We start from the raw sequence: 20,973 nt of genomic DNA, 5'->3' as shown, positions 1-20,973 counted from the left end.
AATTATAAATTGAATCCAAAATCTTTTCTCCTGTCGGAGACGCTACACTTATCGCGTAGCAATGCCAACGGGATTTACGCCAGATTACTGGGCGGGGAAATCCTCTCAGTAACTGGCTCTAAAATCCAAAATATTTATATGCCTTGGTCTCGGATTTTTAGTGGAATTATTGCGATCGCCCTTGCTCTATCAGCCACTCTCTTGGGAGGTTGGTACTTTACGCTTTTGTTTGCAGTGATTATCTTTTTAGGACAACAAGAGTACTTTAATCTAGTAAGAGCCAAAGGAATGGCTCCGGCTGCCAAAACTACCATGTTCGTTAGTCAAGTCCTATTAGTGATTTGTACCTTAGATGGTAGTTTAGCTGACGCCGTGATGCCGCTAGCTGGGACATTTATTTGTTTTTATCTTCTATTTCAGCCAAAAATGGCTACAATCGCAGATATTTCTGCTTCTATACTAGGGCTATTTTATACTGGTTATTTACCAAGCTACTGGGTGCGCTTGCGTTCAATCAACGGCATAGCAATCAACAACTCACCTATTAGTGATTACTGGTTTAAAACCTGGTCAGAGATTTTACCTGCAGGACACTTTAATCCTGTTCCTCAAGGTTTAATAGCAACCTTACTCACCTTTATCTGTATTTGGGCAGCTGATATCGGTGCTTACATCATCGGCAAATTCTTTGGCAAAACCCCTTTGTCTGAAATTAGTCCTAAAAAAACTTTAGAAGGGGCGATTTTTGGGATTGTCGCCAGCGTTATTATGGCGGTAGCAGGAGCTTATTTTCTCAACTGGTCAGGAACTCCCTTCACTGGTCTAGCCTTAGGCTTGCTAATTGGCATTGCTAGTATTTTGGGTGACCTTACTGAGTCGATGCTCAAGCGGGATGCAGGCGTAAAAGATTCTGGGCAATTGATCCCTGGTCATGGAGGTATATTAGACCGTACAGATAGTTATATTTTTACAGCTCCGCTAGTTTACTACTTTGTAACACTCTTGTTACCGCTTCTGTAATCTTGCTTAGCCTCTAACTTTTGGATGTGTTCCCTAAACCTTATAGGCTGTTATATTCTTATTTGCTACAAGGCACAAACAGTTCCATTTTGACTTATCTCACGGGAGGAGCAACTCTAAGGGAAAGCGATGCCAGACGAGAAACTGCTAGGAATTGATGTAACCAAATTAGATGCTCGAAGAGCAGTTCTTGTCCAACCACCTTTGCTTGATAGTTATCAAGCAAATTGGAAGGATATTAATCTCGAGTATCACTTACAACCACCTTACGAAAGCCCAGAACATTATGCTAGCCATTACACGCTCGCGATCCGTCTTAAGAGCCAATTAGGATTAGAGCGGTGGCTTGGCGAGCGTCATAAAAGCGAGAATTGTATCGCAGGAGATGTTGTTGTCATTCCTCCCTATATTAGTCATAGGGCAGTGACAACGGAAAAATCTGAGTTTATTGCTTTGACGTTGAACGCTCGAACTGTCTCAAATGTTGCTTACGAATCAGTTGATGCTGATACGGTAGAGATTATACCACATTTTTCTAAATCTGACGCGCTGATTTATCAAATTGCGCTTGCCCTTAAGGCAGCACTAGAATCAGATGGGTCGGGTAGTCGTCTTTATGCTGAGTCGATGACAACTGCGTTATCTGCTCACCTGTTACAGCATTACTCTGGGAGAAAACACACTATCCACGAATATGAAGGCGGATTACCCAAACACAAGCTACAACAGATCATCGAGTTTATTATTGACCATCTTTCTGAAGATTTGTTACTAAAGACAATGGCTGAGGAGGTGGGCATGAGTCAGTATCACTTTGCCCGTTTATTTAAGCAGTCGACGGGGCTTTCTCCTTATCAGTATGTTATTTATTGCCGAATTGAACGTGCTAAAATCCTGCTTTTAAAAAGTCAGCTAAAAATTTCTGAAGTCTCCTCATCTGTTGGTTTTAATGACCAAAGTCAACTTACACGGCATTTCAAGCGGTTGCTGGGGGTTACGCCTAAAGAAATTCGTAAGTCGTAGCAATAATCTTCTAAAAAAGCAAAAATCACCTATACAGCAAAAATCAGTACAACATATCATATATACACGAAATATTATTCTATCATTAGATAGAAATTTAAAGTCCCTAATTCGTTTCGGCTAGTGGTGTTCTGCTTTAGCAGATGCCTAGATATAATTGCCCTCCTCAAAAACGAAGTATAGTCCTAACTCCGCTTTTTAGGAGGATTAGGGGGTATTGAAGTATAACTGAAAAATCTGACGGTTATTCCAACAGACGCCTATATGGGTAAGTGCTGCTAAGCGTTCTACCACTACGTCCTTTTCTCATTCTTGATAAGGATCGTTTATGAACAGTATTAGCGAATTGCATACTCCAGCTTTTGATGCTCGTCTAATCAGTATAAGCCCAGAAGCCCAAACACGGCTTGTCGACATTCTAAATCAAACACTTGCAACTACAGTAGATTTAAAGACTCAGGTTAAACAGGCACAATGGAACGTTACAGGTATAAATTCATACCATTTGTATGAGATCTTTGACGAGATAGCAACGGAACTAGATCTATACATCGATATGCTTGCCGAGCGAATTACACTCATTGGAGGTTTAGCGATAGGAACAGCTCGGAATGCGGTTAAGCAATCTATTCTACCTGAATATCCTCTACATATAATAGACGCGAAAGACCATGTTGTCTCCCTTGCAGAGCGTCTAGCAATCTACGGTACTTTGCTTTGGGAAAATATTGATCGCACTTCTGTAATAGGAGATGCGGATACTGCTCATCTTTACTCAGAAATTTCTTTAGTCATCGACAAGCGTTTGTGGTTTTTGGACGCACTGATTGCTAGCTCAAAACTTGATCCTAATTCTCCGCAAAATTAGTGGGCATGGGGAAATGGGCATAGGGCATAGGGAAATGGGCGATGAAAAAGCGGTATTGATTATTGCGTAATTAATTCTGTCTAAGTACCTAGAACCCCTGATATTTCCCCCGTGCGCCATGCCCCATGCCCCATGCCCCATGCCCTATGCCCCATGCCCATTTCCCTTATGGATTCACATTGATCCTTCCACGACACATTAGCTTCCCAGGAATCAGCTTTAGCTCTTGGATATTAACCTCTGACCCAAGATTTAGACGATGTTTATTCTGATTAGCTTCTAGTAGTATTACAGTATTACTTCCAATATGAATTGGTGAAATTTGTAACTCATATGCACTGAGTAATTGCAAACCCAAAGTGATGTTTAATTGTTTAATATCTTCTTGCTCTGAAGATATTGCGGTAAGTGCTACTGTATCATAGTCAAGGTTGATTTTCTGCCAGGTTATAGACCTGTATTTTTCGCTGTCGTTTGGTAAAATCGTAATAAATATATCATCTAAAGCATCTGACAATAATGAGGAAGAAAGTGAGGCTTGAAGAGCTTCCTCTTCTTGCGTAAGTTCACCAAATACTGAGACTGTTTCTAACAGCTGTAGTGGCTGACCTTTAAGTACTGAGCCAATGTTGATGCGGATATTTTCTGCAATTAGTTGAATCTGTGTAAGATGAAGACCTTTATACACTGCATTACTAGCAAAAATCGATACCCAAGGTATGCAACCAGTCAAAATTTGGCGATCGCTCGCTCTAATCTCCACTTCTAATTGAGAGATTTGGCTAACTTGAGATCTCAACCACAATTTTAGTGCTGTTGTCAGAACATTTGTAACTATACGGATTTTCTTTAAACTTCTAGTTTTATGATTTTTCTCTACCATTTAATGACTCTATTTATAAATTGTGGCTCACGTCATTAGCTTACTACAACGTAGTATTTTACAACTAAACAGTATTCAGTAGCTAATTTCAAAAAATTTAAATACGATTTATATATTCTTTATAGATGAACAGTTAAACAGGTATTAAGTAATTTTCACATGGAGGCACGTTTACAAAAAATCTTAGCTCAATGGGGTATAGCCTCACGCCGCCAAGCTGAAGAAATGATTAAGCTAGAGCGTGTACGTATTAATGGTGACTTGGCGCATTTGGGGCAAAAAGTCGATCCTGAAAAAGATATAATTACAGTAGATGGTAAGGCTGTGTCCACTACGCAGCGGCCCACTTTAATATATCTTTTACTGCATAAACCCGCTGGAGTTGTTTCAACATGTCATGATCCCCAAGGGAGACAGACTGTCCTAGATCTACTTCCAAAAGAATTGCGCTCGGCTCAAGGTGTTCATCCAGTTGGCCGGTTAGATGCAGACTCTACAGGAGCATTATTACTGACAAATGATGGTGATCTGACGTTTGGGTTAACCCATCCACGTCACAGCATACCTAAGACTTATCAAGTTTTGGTAAAAGGACATCCTTCAAACGCGGCACTACAAATGTGGCGTCAAGGTGTAGTTTTAGACGGAAGAAAAACACGACCAGCTTTAGTAGAAGTTATCCAAAGGTTTAATTCTTCTAGTTGTTTAGAAATCCTTTTAAAGGAGGGGAGAAATCGCCAAATTCGACGTGTAGCAGAATTATTAGGACATCCAGTACTCAAGTTGCATCGTTCTGCAATAGGTTCAATTCAATTACAAATTGAACCGGGAACCTATTTATCAGAAGGTGATTATCGTCACCTTAAAGACAATGAAATTAGCTTTTTACAAAAGCAAATAAAACAATAAAGAGGAGTCAGGAGACAGAATTCAGGATTCAGAATACACGACCTATAAAGGGATGGTGTTTTAAGAAAAGTTTCAAACCCTGTCTCGTCCACTCGCAGGCGAGGTTTTTACCAACATTTATTCTGACTCCTGTCTCCTGACTTCTGAATTCTGTTTGATAAAACAGATTCCTGTCAGAGACTCAGCTCACTAAGGAGTGTAACCAGACATGAGGTGGCGAATTCAGAAGGATAAGCATAAGCCAACTCCTTCTTTAGAGGAACAGCAAGCCGAAAAATTAGGAGAAATTGGTACTCAGCTTTTGACCGCGCGCTTAGAGCAGGGGTTATCATTAGAACAGATGGTTATCTTGACTAAGATCCCCCGAAGATTGTTGCAGGCAATTGAAGAAGGTAATTTAGAAGAACTTCCAGAACCAATCTATATTCAAGGTTTAATAAGACAATTTGCCGATGCACTAGGTTTTAATGGTGCAGAATTTGGCAGTACCTTTCCTATCGGGGCCGCTCCAGTAACTGTTGGAAGTGCTTGGAGAAGATCGTCCCTAGGTCAATTACGTCCTTTTCATCTTTATCTACTTTATATATTTTTGATTATCTGCTCTGTCAGTGGCTTATCTCGATTTTTGGATAATGCGACTTGGCAAACGACTAATAGTCAAAGCTATCAATTACCACTAAAAGAAACTCTATTACAATCAAAAAGCACATCAAAGCTACAGCCTGAAAATATTCAACTTGATAAATACACACTTACGAATAGCAATCATGCTGAGCAAGTTCAAATTAGTGTGACTGTAAAAGAGAAGTCGTGGATTCGGGTAGTAGCTGATGGGAAAGTAAAGTATGAAGGTGAGTTACCAGAGGGAACTCATCTAACATGGAAAGCTCAAGAACAATTAACTGTAAGAGCTGGTAACGCTGGCGGTGTCTTAGTAAGCGTCAACAAAGAACAAGCTAAGCAAATGGGTGAATCAGGGAAAATGAAAGAGCTGACAATCGCAGCAAATAATAGGTCGGGATTTTAACAAGGAGTCAGAATTCAGAATTCAGGATTCAGGAGAAGCCAGCACGTTGTGAGGGTTTCCCAGCTTAAAACATAGCCCGTCATCTACAACTAGATGGAGTTAAAATCCCATCCAGTTGATTTTGTATTCTGACTCCTGACTCCTGACTTCTGACTCCTTTGCTAACTATTTTTGTTGAGGAGCACGCCCATAAAGTGCAGTAAGAGTTTTTAGGCGATCGCTTAATTCCTTCGTCAAAGCATTTGCTTGATAAGACCAACCCCAGTTACCATCAGCTTTGCTTGGGAAATTCATTCGTGCTTCAGTATCTAATCCTAAAAGATCTTGCAATGGAATAATTGCCTGATTAGCTACAGAACTCAATGCCAAACGAATAAAATCCCAATGGATACCCTCAGGACTTACACAACCCAAATAAAGGAGCAAGTTTTCCTTCTCATAATCGGAAGCTTTATTAAACCAGCCTACACTTGTATCGTTGTCGTGTGTCCCAGTGTAGACAATAAAGTTACGCTCATAATTGAAGGGTAAAAACGGGTTTCCAGGATCAGAACCAAATGCGAACTGCAAAATTTTCATCCCTGGAAACTCAAACTTGTCTCGCAAAGCAATTACATCTGGCGTAATTTCTCCCAAATCTTCCGCCATCACTGGTAACTTGCCCAATTTTGACTTGATTGCCTCAAACAACTGTTCACCTGGAGCTTTGATCCACTCACCATTAATAGCCGTTTGTTCGCCTTTTTTAACAGCCCAGTAAGTTTCAAACCCACGGAAGTGGTCAATGCGAATCACATCTATATAATCGAGCATTGCCTCAAAACGCCCAATCCACCACTTAAAGTCTTGCTTTTGTAATTCCTCCCAGTTATAAACTGGATTACCCCACAACTGACCAGTTGCGCTAAAGTAATCTGGTGGAACTCCTGCCATCAATGCTGGTTCCCCTGTTTCTTCATCAAGGCAAAATATATCAGGGTTTGACCATACATCGGCACTATCGTGAGCTACATATATGGGAATATCGCCAACGATATGAATACCGCTCATGTTCGCATAGTTTTTTAGTTGCGACCATTGTCTGAAAAATTCATATTGGATGAACTTGTGATAAGCAATCTCATGAGCAAGTTGCTCTTTTGCTTTCTCTAATGCTTCTGGTATGCGCTTAACAAGTTCTGGCTCCCAAGTAGACCAACTTGTACTCTCATGAGTATCTTTCAGAGCCATGAATAACGCAAAATCATCTAGCCAATAAGCTTTGCTATCACAAAAACCGGCAAATTCAGTTTGCTGTAACTGATTGGCATTTTCCTGAAAATTTTTGTAGGCTTTTTTCAATAGCGGAATTTTGGTTCGCACAACCAAGTCAAAATCTACCTTTCCCTCAGGAAATTCTGGTAAATCAGCAAAGTCCTCATCAGTCAGTAAACCTTGTTCCTGAAGTTTTTCTGGACTAATTAGCAAAGGGTTTCCAGCCATTGCTGAATATGAAGCATAAGGAGAATTGCCATATCCAGTTGGTCCTATAGGTAGGACTTGCCAATATTGCTGATAGCTGTCTCTGAGAAAATCAATAAAGCGATAGGCTTCTAAGCCTAAATCCCCAATACCAAATCGGCTGGGAAAAGAGGTGGGGTGTACTAAAACACCGCTAGATCTGGGAAAAGGCATAAGTAATTTGAGCTATACCAGAAAACTAATGTAATCGAAATCTATCCCATACGGTCAATTGATTTACAATTTTAGATTCTAGTCTTGGACTATTCGACGGCTTTGGGTCAATAATCCAACATTCCCTTACGTGCTACCTTACGGTAAGCGACGCTAAGACGTCTAGAATCTAAAATTTTCAATTGTCACAATTGTATGAGTCACCGAAATCCTACGCCAACAGTTGATATCATCATCGAACTGGTCGATCATCCTCATCGACCAATAGTGTTAATTGAACGACATAACCCGCCTTTTGGTTGGGCTATTCCTGGTGGTTTTGTAGATTATGGAGAATCTGTTGAAGTAGCAGCGCAGCGAGAAGCTCTAGAAGAAACAGGGTTGCAAGTTGAATTAATTGAGCAATTTCACGTTTATTCTGACCCAAATAGGGATCCTCGTCAGCACATTATCAGTATAGTGTTTTTAGCAATAGCAAAAGGTCAGCCACAGGCGGGGGACGATGCAAAAAGCATAGGCATTTTTGAGCCTTGGTCTGTACCTAGTAATTTGTGTTTTGACCATGATAAAATTCTGCGGGATTATTGGCGGTATCAGCATTATGGGATACGTCCAAAGTTAGATTAAAACATAAAACGTAAAGGAAGAAGCATGAATCGAAAAGTTATTCGTACTGATAAAGCACCTGCACCAGTTGGACCTTATAATCAAGCGATCGCCGCCTCTGGTGAGATGATTTTTATTGCTGGGCAAATTCCTCTCCACCCAAGCCAAGGGGTGATTGTTGGGGAAGGTGATGTTACCAAGCAGACTCAGCAAGTTATGGAAAATTTAGAGGCGATTCTAACTGAAGCTGGGGCAACTTTTCAGAATGTAGTAAAAACAACTGTTTTCCTAGCTGATATGAATGATTTTGCTGCGATGAATATGGTTTATGCTAAATATTTTAGCGAAGATATAGCTCCAGCGCGTGCGTGTGTTGAAGTGTCACGTTTGCCTAAGAATGTTTTGGTAGAGATTGAATGTATTGCCGTGATTTAAAGATAATAAAAATAGTTAAACAATTATTATGATTTGTTAGATTATCTCTGATGGTAGATGATAAAAATTGGTCAAACCTGCTAGGCTAGTTTTTATAAAACGCATGCTTAAGGAAGCAAACCAATGAATCTTCTTGCTTGGATTTTGTTAGGTCTAATTGCTGGTGCGATCGCAAAGGCAATTGATCCAGCAGCTAGAGGTGGGGGAGGAATTTTGGGCACTTTGCTGCTTGGTATTGTTGGAGCCTTTGTTGGTGGAAGTTTAGCTACTTTACTAACGACGGGAAAACTAACATTTACGGCTACTACTTTCAGTATTCCCGGCATTTTGATAGCTGTTTTGGGTGCAATCATTGCTGTATTTATTTGGCACAGAATTATTGGGGGAGTAGCATAGCTTTTAGTTCGATTTGACCCCCTCCGTGCTTACGCACAGAGACGAACCCACATTAAAAACTTGCACTAACTTCTCACACATGAACTACCCCAGCACGAAAGCGCATGGGGTAGTTCACAAATATCATTTCAGCCTCTTCTGTAGATCAAAGAACTATATTAATTCCACAATATTTGCAGATCTTTCTCAATTTAAGAATAAAGCTCTTATCAAGTCATCATTACGGTGAACTTTTTTGCAGTACTTGCAACCCTTGCTTTTCCTGGGGGCTCTTATCGCTAAAATGTTTGTTTATGAGTCCTGGGACTTGCTTCGTCGCCAAACGGCTATAACGTGTCTTATCTGGCATAACTAGGTTTGGTCCAGCTTTGCAATTTTTCATACAACCAGTAGCTTTGATATTTACCTGGGAATTCAAATTGCGATCGCTTAACTCTGCTTGTAACGCCTGACAAACATCTTGAGCACCACGTTTTATACAATCAGATTTTTGACATACCAAAATAGTTGATTTTGTTGGTTTTTCTTTAACCCTACTTGAAGAAGAGACAGAAACATCAGAGCCGTGAGGCATCAAGGAAGAGGTATTTGAGGAATTTTCTAGAGCCGACTCGCGTCGAGCAGCCATCACCTTTTCAGCTATCAGTTTAACTTCACCCGTCGTTGGATTCTCCTTTTTTTCACCTATCACTTGTAGTGAAGTCCCTGGCGGTGTGCGCAAATCAAACGCAACTCGTAAATGTTTAGCGAGTTTAACGTAAAATTCACCCTCAGCAGTTGCTAAAACTAAACCTTTAAGCTTATAGCCATCTTTAATAACAAAATCGATCAATTGTCCTTCAACGCAAAACTCTGAGACTTCAGCCTTGTAAGATTTACTCATTTTTTTGCCCTATGCCCTATTTTTAGCTAATACCAACAATCTCGCACTAAAAATTGTAAATTTTTTTTAACAAAAGACTTGTATCATGCAGTGCTATTAGGCTAGTTTTCGCATTTTCTTCTGCTCAACTATCAACAGATAGCACCATACCCTTAGCTATTCCGCCAGCATTGTTCAAGGTTCCGTATCAAGTCTTGACGAGGGGTTGTTAATTGCCGCAGAACACTCCAAAGTTGAATCGCTACAGTTGAATTGCTGATCTCAACTGTTAATGGTTGGTTACTACCACATGAACATCGAATATCTAGTTCTTGCAAGCGCTGATAAACCTGCCAACGATCTGCCCAATTTACCTCAACAATCTGTTGTACCTGTGCTTGTGGAAACGAAGTATTCAAAATAATTACCCCTAGAAGTGCAAAAATATCGCAGTATTATCACGCTCTAACTTTCTGATTGCTCAGAAGCAAGTTTATCTATAGGATAGCTTAAACGCTAAATATTCTCAATAATGTCAAAAAATAATCTGTGAAGATTTACTTATTGACAAATAGTATTAAGTGTGTTTCTAGGAAATTCTTCGGATAAGTACGGCAGGGGGCTATCTTCGGCGCTTTTTAAGGTATCATCCGTGGTTCCGTAAGCTACAGCTTTAATTTTGACCACAAGAGTGTAGTGGAAGATGCAATAACAATATATGTTTTGAAGTAGTAAAAAAATTAATACGCTATGAAAACGAAAAATACGTCAACGCCAAGTGGTTAAATAAATATAAAACTTTATATAAATGTTAGAAATTTTGTTTTCTTTAGTAAGATGGTCAAAAACTTTTGCTCTTAATAAAGATTGCTTTCATCTGAAGAGTGTTAAAATGTAGAGATTCAGCAGTTGACGACTATAACTCTTACGGAGCGTGGAAAATAATGTCTGAAATGCAAACTTTGTTACGAAATTTTGGTCAAGTTTATGATAATCCTGTATTGCTTGATAACACCGTAACTGCACCAGTATGCGAAGGGTTTAATGTTGTTTTAGCTAGTTTTCAAGCATTATACTTACAATACCAAAAACATCATTTTGTTGTTGAAGGTGCTGAATTCTACTCATTACATGAATTCTTCAACGAAAGCTACAAAGAAGTACAAGAACACATCCATGAGATTGGAGAACGCCTAGATGGGTTAGGTGGTGTACCAGTTGCTACTTTCAGCAAATTAGCAGAATTATGCTGTTTTGAGGAAGAAAAAGACGGTGTATATTCTTGTCGCCAAATGGTAGAAAATGATCTCAAGGCAGAGCAAGCAGTTATTAGCTTAATTCGCCGCCAAGCTGCTCAAGCAGAGAGTTTAGGTGACAGAGGTACACGGTATTTGTACGAAAAAATTCTCCTAAAAACTGAGGAAAGAGCTTACCATTTGAGTCATTTTCTTGCTAAGGACAGCTTAACACTTGATTTTGTTTAAGCTGCTTAAAATTGATAAGCCCATCATTGAGAGTAGTCATTCTAAATAAAAAATTAGACTGGCTATTGTGCTAAATCTAACAAAAAAAATGGTAGAAAGAAATACAGTTTATCTTTCTGCCATTTTTTGTTTTTCAAATAAAAAAGAATTCAGGAGTCAGGAGTCAGAATATACTATCACCTGATGGATGGGTTTTTAAACAAAAAATTTTAAACCCTATCTCTTCCATAAGAGACGAAGTTTTAAACCAATAATCATTCTGACTCCTGAATTCTGAACACCACCTGCTTTAAGCCAGGAAACCCGTAAGAGTACAGTGGCTCCTCCTGACTACTTTATAAACACATGTGAGATTCTGCGAGTAGTTTTAGGCCAAATGCCTATAGTATTCGGGGTATCAAAATGTGCCGATTTTTTAGCAAAAATCTGAAATTTCTACAGAAAAGTCTAAAGAATTTATACAGAATTTAACGCTAGATAAATAAATGATAAGTTGTTGTAACCGAACGAGTTTAGTTGACAATATTTTATAAAAAATCTACAAAATTTTAATATATTGAGTAAATAAAAAAACAATTTTATATTTAAAATTATAAAATTGCATCAAGCTTATAGCGGTTTTCATCCATGTCAAATACACCCCAATATGCGGTGTTTATAGCTTTTTACCCATTATTCCTCATTTGACAAGCCACAACGGGAACATATTCCAAAGCCTAGTGTGTCATCAAACCTAGAAAACTTACCGATAAATGTCATGATGAATAGGTAAAGACCCTTAAAATAAACAGGATTTCTATTCTGTTACTCCAAAACAACAACTATGCCACGCCGTGAAGATATCAGGAAGATCCTGCTGCTAGGGTCTGGTCCAATAGTGATTGGACAAGCCTGTGAATTTGACTATTCTGGTACCCAAGCTTGTAAAGCGTTGCGAGAAGAAGGTTATGAGGTGGTGTTAGTCAACTCTAACCCCGCTACAATTATGACCGACCCCGAAACGGCTGATCGGACTTATATTGAGCCACTAACACCAGAATTAGTAGAAAAAGTTATTGTCAAAGAACGTCCTGATGCCCTACTTCCAACAATGGGAGGACAAACTGCCCTGAACATTGCTGTGGCTTTAGCAAAAAATGGGGCGTTAGAAAAGTATGGAGTAGAGTTGATTGGTGCTAAGCTGCCAGCGATTGAGAAAGCTGAAGACAGAAAACTTTTTAACGAAGCGATGACGCGTATAGGGGTAAATCTGTGTCCTAGTGGTACAGCCTCGTCTATAGAAGAAGCAAAGGCGATCGCCCAACGTATTGGTACCTATCCCCTAATCATTCGTCCAGCTTTCACTATGGGGGGGACTGGCGGCGGTATTTCATATAATGAAGAAGAATTTGCAGAAATGGCACAAGCAGGATTAGATGCTAGTCCTGTATCACAAATTCTTATCGACCAATCTCTACTTGGTTGGAAAGAGTACGAACTGGAAGTTATGCGAGATTTGGCAGATAACGTTGTGATTATCTGTTCTATCGAGAATCTCGATCCGATGGGTATACATACCGGAGATTCGATCACAGTCGCCCCAGCCCAAACCCTCACAGACAAAGAATACCAACGCCTGCGCGATATGGCAATTAAAATCATTCGCGAGATTGGGGTGGAAACTGGTGGTTCTAATATTCAGTTTGCTATCAACCCTGTAAATGGGGACGCGATCGTCATTGAAATGAACCCTCGCGTTTCCCGTAGTTCGGCTTTAGCTTCTAAGGCGACAGGTTTCCCCATTGCAAAAATGGCGGCAAAGCTAGCTGTTGGTTACACATTAAATGAGATCAACAACGATATCACTAAAAAAACTCCAGCTTCATTTGAGCCGACGATTGATTATGTCGTAACAAAAATCCCCCGCTTTGCTTTTGAAAAGTTCCCTGGCGCTGAACCAGTGCTAACAACACAAATGAAGTCAGTAGGCGAAGCAATGGCAATTGGGCGGACATTCAACGAGTCTTTCCAAAAAGCTTTACGTTCCCTAGAAACTGGACGCGCTGGCTGGGGTTGTGATAGCAAAGAAAAATTACCCAGTGGTGATCAAATTCGTGCCCATTTGCGGACACCAAACCCTGAGAGGATATTTGCTGTACGGCACGCCATGCAGATAGGGATGAGTGTTGAGGAAATCTACGAGTTAACAGGTATTGACCCGTGGTTTCTAGATAAGTTGCAGCAACTGCTGGATGCTGAGAAATTCTTAAAGCGGACACCATTACAGCAATTGACAAAAGCCCAGATGTATGCAGTAAAACGGCAAGGTTTTAGCGATCGCCAAATTGCCTTTGCAACCAAAACCACTGAGGACGAAGTACGGGAACACCGTAAACAACTGGGTGTCGTTCCAGTTTATAAAACTGTAGATACTTGCGCGGCTGAGTTTGAAGCATTTACCCCTTATCACTACTCTACCTACGAAGAAGAAACAGAGGTGATGCCAACAACTAAGTCGAAAGTGATGATTCTAGGAGGTGGTCCAAACCGGATTGGTCAGGGAATAGAATTTGACTATTGTTGCTGTCACGCTGCCTATGCTCTGAGAGAAGCTGGGTACGAGACAATTATGGTCAACTCTAATCCAGAGACAGTTTCTACAGATTACGACACCAGCGATCGCCTTTATTTTGAACCGTTGACCAAGGAAGATGTTTTAAACATCATCGAGGCAGAAAACCCTGTTGGAATCATTGTGCAGTTTGGTGGGCAAACCCCGCTAAAGCTGGCAATGCCATTACAAAACTTTCTAGATCAAAGACCAGAAACCTATCCTACAGTCAAAATTTGGGGTACATCTCCGGATTCTATAGATATAGCTGAAGATCGAGAGCGGTTTGAGAAAATTCTTCAACAGTTAAATATTGCCCAGCCGCCAAATGGTATTGCCCGAACCTACGAAGATGCGTTGGTTGTGGCTAAACGTATTGGTTATCCCGTCGTTGTGCGTCCTAGCTATGTTTTAGGCGGACGGGCGATGGAAATCGTCTACTCCGATGCTGAGTTAGAACGGTACATGACATTTGCTGTACAAGTCGAACCAGATCATCCGATTTTGATTGATAAGTTTTTAGAAAATGCTATTGAAGTCGATGTAGACGCGATCGCCGACCACACTGGGCGCGTAGTGATTGGTGGCATCATGGAACACATTGAACAGGCCGGTATTCACTCAGGAGACTCAGCTTGTTCTTTGCCTTCAATTTCCTTATCACCAACGGTTCTCAATCAAATTCGCACTTGGACAGTCGAATTAGCGCAGGCGCTTAATGTTGTAGGACTGATGAATATTCAGTTTGCTGTCAAAACGACAGATGGAACCGATGATTGGGGAGCAGATAATGCCTGTCCGCTCGATACCAATGCTCAAGTTTACATTTTAGAAGCCAACCCCCGCGCCTCTCGCACAGTACCTTTTGTTTCTAAAGCAACAGGTGTACCACTTGCGAAAATTGCATCGCGGATTATGGCAGGTGAAACTTTGGAAAGTATAGGCTTTACCCAAGAAGTTATACCTTCTCATATTGCCGTAAAAGAGGCCGTATTACCTTTTAGCAAATTTCCTGGTACAGACACAATTCTTGGTCCAGAAATGCGCTCCACTGGTGAAGTTATGGGGATTGACAATGACTTCGGACGTGCCTTTGCTAAAGCAGAACTGGGTGCTGGTGAGCGTTTACCTTTAGAAGGAACAGTGTTTGTGTCGATGAATAATCGGGACAAAGCTGCTGCGGTTCCTGTGGTGAAGGAATTTATGGATTTAGGCTTCTCTGTTATGGCTACCGATGGTACGCGTTCTTTTCTGCAACAACAAGGATTAGATGTTCAATTAGTGCTCAAACTTCATGAAGGTCGCCCAAACGTCTTAGATGCCATAAAAAATCATAAAATTCAGCTAATTATCAACACACCTTCTGGAGAAGAAGCCCAAAGTGATGCAAGACTTATCCGCCGTACAGCTCTAACTTACAAAATTCCCATTGTTACTACCATTGCTGGAGCAAAAGCCACTGTAGCTGCCATCCGTTCTTTGCAAAATACAACCCTGGATGTAAGAGCTATCCAAGATTACGCTTTATGAAGCCCCATAGAAAGGTCTTATAGAGCAATACGGTTCGGTTAAACATAATTTGTCGATTAGGTAGAGCTATTGCTCTACCCCCTACCCCTACCCCCTAGTTTCGGTAAATTAATTATCTCTTATCACACTGATAAAATAATCTTAGAAAGAGTTAAATTACCATAACAATTCTCAGAAAAATTCTGACTGTTATCTGCTGATATTTCTTAATCAATGAGGTTTCGGTAAATAGTTACCCTAAAATGCTCAGAAAAATATACAAAATAAAAATCCGCCAGATGGTCCATAAATTTTTATAAATGTTAAAATGAGAAATAAATAAATAATGTAACTATAGAAAAAGTGTTTGAATGAATACTCATTATCTAATCGTAGATACTAGAGGCAAAAGTAGAAAAAGCTGTAGTTTCAAGCATTCAAGGATAAAACGTAATGACAGTTAAGCTCTAACCCTTAATTTGTAGGGATGCTGAAGCTGTAAAAGTCCAAATGGGTAGCACCCCAAAAAAGCATCTATCAGTAAAAGACCATAAGTACACAACCCATCATTACCAAAGAGTAGCGCCATGAAGACCGCTCAGACAGCCACAGACTTAGTGCGGACTTATCTGCGTGAGATTGGCCGTGTGCCACTCCTAACCCACGAAGAAGAAATTTTCTATGGCAAACAGGTGCAGCGTGCAACTAGCTTGTATGAAGTGAGGGAGTATCTTACTAATCAATTAGGTCGTGAACCAACTACAAGAGAGTGGGCGGAAGAAACACACCTAGAAATAGCCGAGTTAAACGACGCGATCGCAGAAGGTGAAATTGCCAAGCGCAGAATGGTAGAAGCAAATTTGCGTCTGGTTGTGTCAGTTGCGAAAAAATACATTAAGCGGAACGTTGATTTACTCGACTTAATCCAAGAAGGTAGTATTGGGATGCAACGGGGCGTGGAAAAGTTTGACCCTACCAAAGGCTACAGATTTTCGACTTACGCTTATTGGTGGATTCGCCAAGCCATTACCCGCGCGATCGCTGAAAAAGGTCGCACCATCCGCCTACCTATTCACATAACAGAAAAATTAAATAAGATCAAAAAGGCACAGCGGCAATTATCGCAACAGCTAGGGCGTGCACCTACAGCGTCGGAATTAGGCAAAGAATTAGAACTAACTCCAAAGCAGGTAAGAGAGTATTTAGAAAAAGCTCGTGTACCCCTATCCCTAGATTTGCGACTAGGAGATAACTATGACACCGAGCTGGGAGAGATGTTAGAAGATGAAACAGCTTCTCCAGAACAGTTCGTTACGCAGTCAGCTTTATCTTACGACTTAGACTGCCTAATGGCACAACTGACTTCACAACAAAAAGAAGTTATATCCTTGCGCTTTGGTTTAATTGATGGGCAAGCACTTACTTTGGCAAGGATTGGCGAAATTTTAAATATTAGCCGTGAACGAGTGCGGCAAATCGAACGAGAGGCTTTGTCAAAACTTCGTAAATCCAAAGCTGGGATAGATGAATATTTGGCAAGTTAAGTAATTTTAGGTTATGAATGATTAGTGGTCTATTGACCACCAATCATTAACCAATCAGGCGAGAAAACACGGTCTTCTGAGGTACGGTTACACCCACCTTAGACTTAGGCCCAGACTGTTACATTACTTTATAGGAAATCAAAACATCTAATCCAGTCAACCACGCTTGACGTATTTACATTTTTACACGAAACAAACAAGCCTCTTGAGCAGCTTTAAACTTTACAAAATACTTTAGGAGCAGGTAACGTGAACAACCCATCTCATAGAGTCTCAGAATTTTTTAATAGCGAGTCAGAAAATCCTAACTTTTTGTGGCAATATGTTAAATCTCTAAGCCCAGAGACAATTACCCAGTTATCTAGACCCAGTTCTCACGAAGTTTTTCAAGTCATGGAACATAATATCATGGGTCTGTTGGGAAATCTGCCATCAGAACACTTTAACGTTAGCATCACTACCAATAGAGAAAACCTTGGTCGACTTCTCGCTTCCGCGATGATTAGTGGCTACTTCTTAAGAAACGCTGAACAAAGAATGAATTTTGAAATGGCGCTTCAAGGGACTGAAACAACCAACAACTCGGAAACGAACGAGTGATTCGAAATGTGCTGGTAACGCTTTCAACTCGTTGGATTTACCCCTGGTTAAAGTTAAGACGAAAAAAATCAATAAATACAAACTCGGCATATGGTAATCTGGTATGTCGAGTTTTGTCGCTTTTAGGCGCAACAACGAATCACCCACCATTTTTCTGACACTCCATGCACGAAACCTCTTCTGTTCCACCCCATAAAATTATTGGCGTTGCTGTAATTCGGAATAACCAAGGGCAAATTTTGATTGATCGCCGTCATCAGAAAGGAGCTATGGGCGGTTTGTGGGAATTCCCAGGAGGTAAAGTTGAGTTAGGTGAAACCGTCCAAGAGTGTATTAAACGTGAAATCAAAGAAGAGCTAGGAATAGAAATTGAAGTCGGTGAGCATCTAATAACTGTAGACCACACCTACCCTCATTTACGCGTTACCCTCACAGTGCATTACTGTTGCCATCTAACAGGTATCCCCCAACCACTAGAATGCGATGAAGTTCGCTGGGTGAATTTAGATGAACTAAAAGATTTTACTTTTCCTGAAGCAAATGTTGAAATCATCGACGCATTGCTCAAAAACGCGGCGGCTCATAAATAAAGGGGAACAGTGAAACGCACCGACTTACTCCTTTAGAAAGAAGTTATAGCAGGAATTAAATTCTAAATTCAGTATCGAAGAAGCAATTAATCAATTGCAGATGAAGATTACTGAACACTACGACGTCATAATTATCGGTACGGGAGCAGGTGGAGGAACATTAGCACATCGGCTAGCTCCTACGGGTAAAAAAATTTTGGTGTTAGAGCGAGGTAGCTTTCTCCCTAGAGAAAAAGAAAACTGGAGCGCGTTAGAAGTTTACCAAAAGGAACGCTATCACGCTGATGAGCACTGGTACGATAAGGATGGCAAAGCATTTCGTCCGCAAGTAGGCTATTGGGTAGGAGGAAACACCAAAGTTTACGATGATACAAGTACAAAAAATTCAAGCTATTAGATTAACTGTAACGAGCGCAGATCAAGCCAAGAATTTCTATACCCAAGCATTTGATTGTAAAACTGTTTCAGATCTAATATTTGAAGGACAAAATTACGGCGAAGTTGAAGGACTTCCTGGTGCAAAAATTCGGATTGTTACCTTGCTGCTTGGAAATGAACTGATCAGGCTAATAGAATATCTCAATATTAAGGGAAGGCTTATCCCAAAAGATTCACAAAGCAACGATCTCTGGTTTCAACATATCGCGATTGTTGTCAGTGATATGGATCACGCATATACGCGATTGCAATCATTTCCAATCGACCCTATTTCTACACAGCCGCAAACAATACCACCTGATAATGAAGCCTCTGCCGGTGTACGAGCCTTCAAATTCAAAGATCCTGATCGTCACAATTTAGAACTTATCTGGTTTCCACCGGATAAGGGGGGAGACAAGTGGCACCGCAATAATGATGATCGGTTGTTTCTCGGCATTGATCATAGTGCGATCGCCGTTGCTAACACTGAGGATAGCTTAAAATTTTACCATGACCTTCTAGGAATGGAAGTTAAGCAAGCTAGTCTAAACCATGGTGAAACACAAGCTCACCTGGATGGTTTATCAGAAGCTAAAGTTCGAGTAACACCACTACGACCGATTAAACCCAGTTTAGGTATTGAACTGCTGGATTATATAGTTCCTGAAAATGGTCGTCTAATACCACATGACTGGAACAGTGCTGATATTACAAACGTTGAACTTGAGCTAGTTGTAGAGGACATTGAGCAAGGGGTGGATTTGCTGCGAGAGAACAACGTCGAGGTTGTTTCGTCGGGGGTTGTAAAATTTACAGATGAATGGGCTCCTTACCGCCAAGGGTGTTTAGTTAAGGATGTGAATGGACACGCGCTCTTTTTGGTTGAGCAGTAGTGCGAGCATCTTGCTCGCTTGGTATTGTAAGGGAGCAACAAGAAAGGATTGTAATTTTACCGTATTTTGCGCTTTAGCGCAACTACGAACTACTCATCGTCGTCGTCGTCGTCGAGTTCTAAGTCGCTAGCTTCAATGCTTTGGTGCGGAATTGCTGCGATAATCGCGTCTATAACTTTAGACACAGGCAAAATCTCAAGATCCAACTCAGGATATTTTTGTCCTTTAGGTACGATCGCTCGTTTAAATCCCAATTTTGCTGCTTCTTTTAGCCGCAGTTCCATTTGCGATACTGAACGCACTTGTCCTCCTAAACCAACTTCTCCGATTAAGACAGTACCAGGATCTACAATCCGATCTCTAAAACTAGCGACGACTGCGATCGCGACTCCTAAATCCACTGCTGGTTCTTCTACATTTAACCCCCCTGCTGAAGCCACGTAAGAATCCAACTTCGACATAGGAACTCCCACTCGTTTTTCTAGAACTGCAAGAATTTGAACTAAGCGGTTGTAGTCCACGCCAGTTGTAGAACGACGAGGAGAAGCATAGCTAGTGGGACTTACTAAAGCTTGCAACTCAACAACAATCGGACGAGTGCCTTCGCAAGCGACTACGATAGCAGTACCAGGAGCTGGATCGTCTCTATTGCCTAAAAATAGCTCCGAGGGATTAGGTACCTCTCGCAATCCATTATCGACCATTTCAAAAATGCCGATTTCGTGAGTTGCGCCAAAACGGTTTTTGACTGTCCGTAATAAACGATGGGATGCAAAGCGATCGCCCTCAAAATACAGCACTGTATCAACCAAATGTTCTAACACTTTTGGTCCTGCGATCGCGCCTTCTTTCGTCACGTGCCCCACAATTAGCATTGTAATATCCTCGTGCTTTGCCACCTTCATCAAAGCTGCGGTACATTCTCGTACCTGTGCTACGGAACCAGGTGCAGAAGTCAGCGACGGAAAGAAAATTGTTTGGATACTATCAATAACTGCCACATTTGGTTTGAGGGAATCAATTTCCCGTATAATTTCTTCCAAATCTGTTTCTGGCAATACGTATAAATCTGCCCCCACACCTTCAGCTACACCTTCCACTACTTGCTGAGTCTTTTCTACTACTTCGGCAGTTCCATTCGTCAGTAGATTTAAAGATTTGCCTACTCCCAAGCGTAAAGCTCTTAATTTTACTTGTTGTCCTGACTCTTCTCCAGAAACGTACAAGATACGATATCTTTGTGCTAGTTGGTTAGATACTTGTAACAATAGAGTAGATTTACCTATTCCTGGGTCTCCTCCAATCAGAACCATAGAACCAGGAACCACTCCTCCACCAAGCACTCGATCTAGTTCTCCATAGCCCGACTCCCAACGAGTCACTTGGCGATCGCTAATTTGGTCAAATGTCAACGAAGCTCTTGGCTTAGCCGGTTTGGCGGGAGGTTTGCCATTGCTCTGTGTAGAATGCCAACTACCAACTCCCCGGCTTGGTACATCTGTCGATGACTGAATAGCAATTTGTTCTTCTAAGGAATTGTAAGTGTTGCAAGCTGGACATTTTCCAAACCATTGGGGAGATTCTGATCCACATTCATTACAAACGTAATAAGTCTTCTGCTTTGCCATTATTTATTTTTC

General features: G+C 40.8%; 19 protein-coding genes and 1 pseudogene. 15 read left to right on the top strand and 5 right to left on the bottom strand.

All coding sequences use genetic code 11. The annotated features are described in order from the left end of the window. The first annotated feature begins 138 nt into the window (after positions 1–138). The 3 genes from G4P69_RS19535 to dps all read left to right on the top strand — a co-directional run bounded on the left by G4P69_RS19535 (position 139) and on the right by dps (position 2,911). Entirely contained in the window at positions 139–1,020 is an 882-nt protein-coding gene (locus G4P69_RS19535) for a phosphatidate cytidylyltransferase (protein WP_208342112.1), read from the top strand. A 129-nt stretch (positions 1,021–1,149) separates the two neighbouring features. Beyond that, on the top strand, positions 1,150–2,043 hold the full coding sequence (locus G4P69_RS19530; protein ID WP_208342084.1) for a helix-turn-helix domain-containing protein: 894 nt from the start codon (positions 1,150–1,152) through the stop codon (positions 2,041–2,043). Between the two features lie 328 nt (positions 2,044–2,371). Then, positions 2,372–2,911: a DNA starvation/stationary phase protection protein Dps gene (gene dps / locus G4P69_RS19525; protein WP_208342083.1), complete on the top strand. Its 540-nt coding sequence runs from the start codon at positions 2,372–2,374 to the stop codon at positions 2,909–2,911. Between the two features lie 166 nt (positions 2,912–3,077). Here dps and G4P69_RS19520 read toward each other — a convergent pair whose 3' ends face one another. Further along, entirely contained in the window at positions 3,078–3,794 is a 717-nt protein-coding gene (locus G4P69_RS19520) for an LmeA family phospholipid-binding protein (RefSeq protein WP_208342081.1), read from the bottom strand. Between the two features lie 159 nt (positions 3,795–3,953). Here G4P69_RS19520 and G4P69_RS19515 point away from each other — a divergent pair, with 159 nt between their 5' ends. Both G4P69_RS19515 and G4P69_RS19510 read left to right on the top strand, forming a co-directional pair. After that, a complete protein-coding gene (locus G4P69_RS19515) occupies positions 3,954–4,703 on the top strand; it encodes a pseudouridine synthase (RefSeq protein WP_208342079.1) in 750 nt (249 codons plus the stop codon). Positions 4,704–4,911: 208 nt separating this feature from the next. Beyond that, a complete protein-coding gene (locus tag G4P69_RS19510) occupies positions 4,912–5,730 on the top strand; it encodes a helix-turn-helix domain-containing protein (protein WP_208342077.1) in 819 nt (272 codons plus the stop codon). Positions 5,731–5,895: 165 nt separating this feature from the next. Here the strand turns inward: G4P69_RS19510 and malQ are convergent, their stop codons facing one another. After that, positions 5,896–7,404 (bottom strand): 4-alpha-glucanotransferase, encoded by a 1,509-nt coding sequence (gene malQ / locus G4P69_RS19505; protein WP_208342075.1) that lies wholly within the window; start codon positions 7,402–7,404, stop codon positions 5,896–5,898. A gap of 195 nt (positions 7,405–7,599) precedes the next feature. On the opposite strand from malQ, the gene G4P69_RS19500 reads away from it, so the two are divergent. The 3 genes from G4P69_RS19500 to G4P69_RS19490 all read left to right on the top strand — a co-directional run bounded on the left by G4P69_RS19500 (position 7,600) and on the right by G4P69_RS19490 (position 8,841). Beyond that, positions 7,600–8,031: an NUDIX domain-containing protein gene (locus G4P69_RS19500; protein ID WP_208342073.1), complete on the top strand. Its 432-nt coding sequence runs from the start codon at positions 7,600–7,602 to the stop codon at positions 8,029–8,031. A gap of 24 nt (positions 8,032–8,055) precedes the next feature. Then, positions 8,056–8,445: a RidA family protein gene (locus tag G4P69_RS19495; protein WP_208342071.1), complete on the top strand. Its 390-nt coding sequence runs from the start codon at positions 8,056–8,058 to the stop codon at positions 8,443–8,445. Between the two features lie 123 nt (positions 8,446–8,568). Then, positions 8,569–8,841, top strand: coding sequence for a GlsB/YeaQ/YmgE family stress response membrane protein (locus G4P69_RS19490; protein WP_208342068.1), 273 nt, complete (start codon positions 8,569–8,571; stop codon positions 8,839–8,841). 220 nt (positions 8,842–9,061) lie between these two features. Here G4P69_RS19490 and G4P69_RS19485 read toward each other — a convergent pair whose 3' ends face one another. Together G4P69_RS19485 and G4P69_RS19480 are read right to left on the bottom strand one after the other, a co-directional pair. Next, complete coding sequence (locus G4P69_RS19485; protein ID WP_208342066.1) at positions 9,062–9,724, bottom strand: (2Fe-2S) ferredoxin domain-containing protein; 663 nt, start codon at positions 9,722–9,724, stop codon at positions 9,062–9,064. Between the two features lie 152 nt (positions 9,725–9,876). Next, positions 9,877–10,122 carry an Asr1405/Asl0597 family protein gene (locus tag G4P69_RS19480; RefSeq protein ID WP_243902422.1) on the bottom strand — a complete coding sequence of 82 codons (246 nt, stop codon included), beginning with the start codon at positions 10,120–10,122 and terminating at the stop codon, positions 9,877–9,879. A gap of 525 nt (positions 10,123–10,647) precedes the next feature. Between G4P69_RS19480 and G4P69_RS19475 the strand changes: the two genes are divergently transcribed. From G4P69_RS19475 to G4P69_RS19445, 7 genes and pseudogenes are all read left to right on the top strand, one after another. Further along, complete coding sequence (locus tag G4P69_RS19475; RefSeq protein ID WP_208342065.1) at positions 10,648–11,187, top strand: DNA starvation/stress protection protein DpsA; 540 nt, start codon at positions 10,648–10,650, stop codon at positions 11,185–11,187. An 823-nt stretch (positions 11,188–12,010) separates the two neighbouring features. Further along, positions 12,011–15,307 carry a carbamoyl-phosphate synthase large subunit gene (gene carB / locus G4P69_RS19470; protein WP_208342064.1) on the top strand — a complete coding sequence of 1,099 codons (3,297 nt, stop codon included), beginning with the start codon at positions 12,011–12,013 and terminating at the stop codon, positions 15,305–15,307. A 566-nt stretch (positions 15,308–15,873) separates the two neighbouring features. After that, positions 15,874–16,830: an RNA polymerase sigma factor, RpoD/SigA family gene (locus G4P69_RS19465; protein WP_208342061.1), complete on the top strand. Its 957-nt coding sequence runs from the start codon at positions 15,874–15,876 to the stop codon at positions 16,828–16,830. 249 nt (positions 16,831–17,079) lie between these two features. After that, on the top strand, positions 17,080–17,430 hold the full coding sequence (locus G4P69_RS19460; RefSeq protein ID WP_208350936.1) for a DUF760 domain-containing protein: 351 nt from the start codon (positions 17,080–17,082) through the stop codon (positions 17,428–17,430). A 164-nt stretch (positions 17,431–17,594) separates the two neighbouring features. Then, complete coding sequence (gene mutT / locus G4P69_RS19455; protein ID WP_208346213.1) at positions 17,595–18,020, top strand: 8-oxo-dGTP diphosphatase MutT; 426 nt, start codon at positions 17,595–17,597, stop codon at positions 18,018–18,020. Positions 18,021–18,120: 100 nt separating this feature from the next. Next, positions 18,121–18,384, top strand: a pseudogene (locus G4P69_RS19450) (NAD(P)-binding protein); the annotation flags it as partial. Between the two features lies 1 nt (position 18,385). Next, complete coding sequence (locus tag G4P69_RS19445) at positions 18,386–19,333, top strand: VOC family protein (protein WP_208350934.1); 948 nt, start codon at positions 18,386–18,388, stop codon at positions 19,331–19,333. 89 nt (positions 19,334–19,422) lie between these two features. On the opposite strand, the gene radA is transcribed toward G4P69_RS19445, so the two are convergent. Next, complete coding sequence (gene radA, locus G4P69_RS19440; RefSeq protein ID WP_208345776.1) at positions 19,423–20,961, bottom strand: DNA repair protein RadA; 1,539 nt, start codon at positions 20,959–20,961, stop codon at positions 19,423–19,425. Between the last annotated feature and the right edge of the window lie 12 nt (positions 20,962–20,973).

Origin of the sequence: Aetokthonos hydrillicola CCALA 1050 (assembly GCF_017591665.1) — a bacterium.
Taxonomy (GTDB): Bacteria; Cyanobacteriota; Cyanobacteriia; order Cyanobacteriales; family Nostocaceae; genus Aetokthonos; species Aetokthonos hydrillicola.
This window is presented reverse-complemented; position numbering and strand designations above follow the sequence as displayed.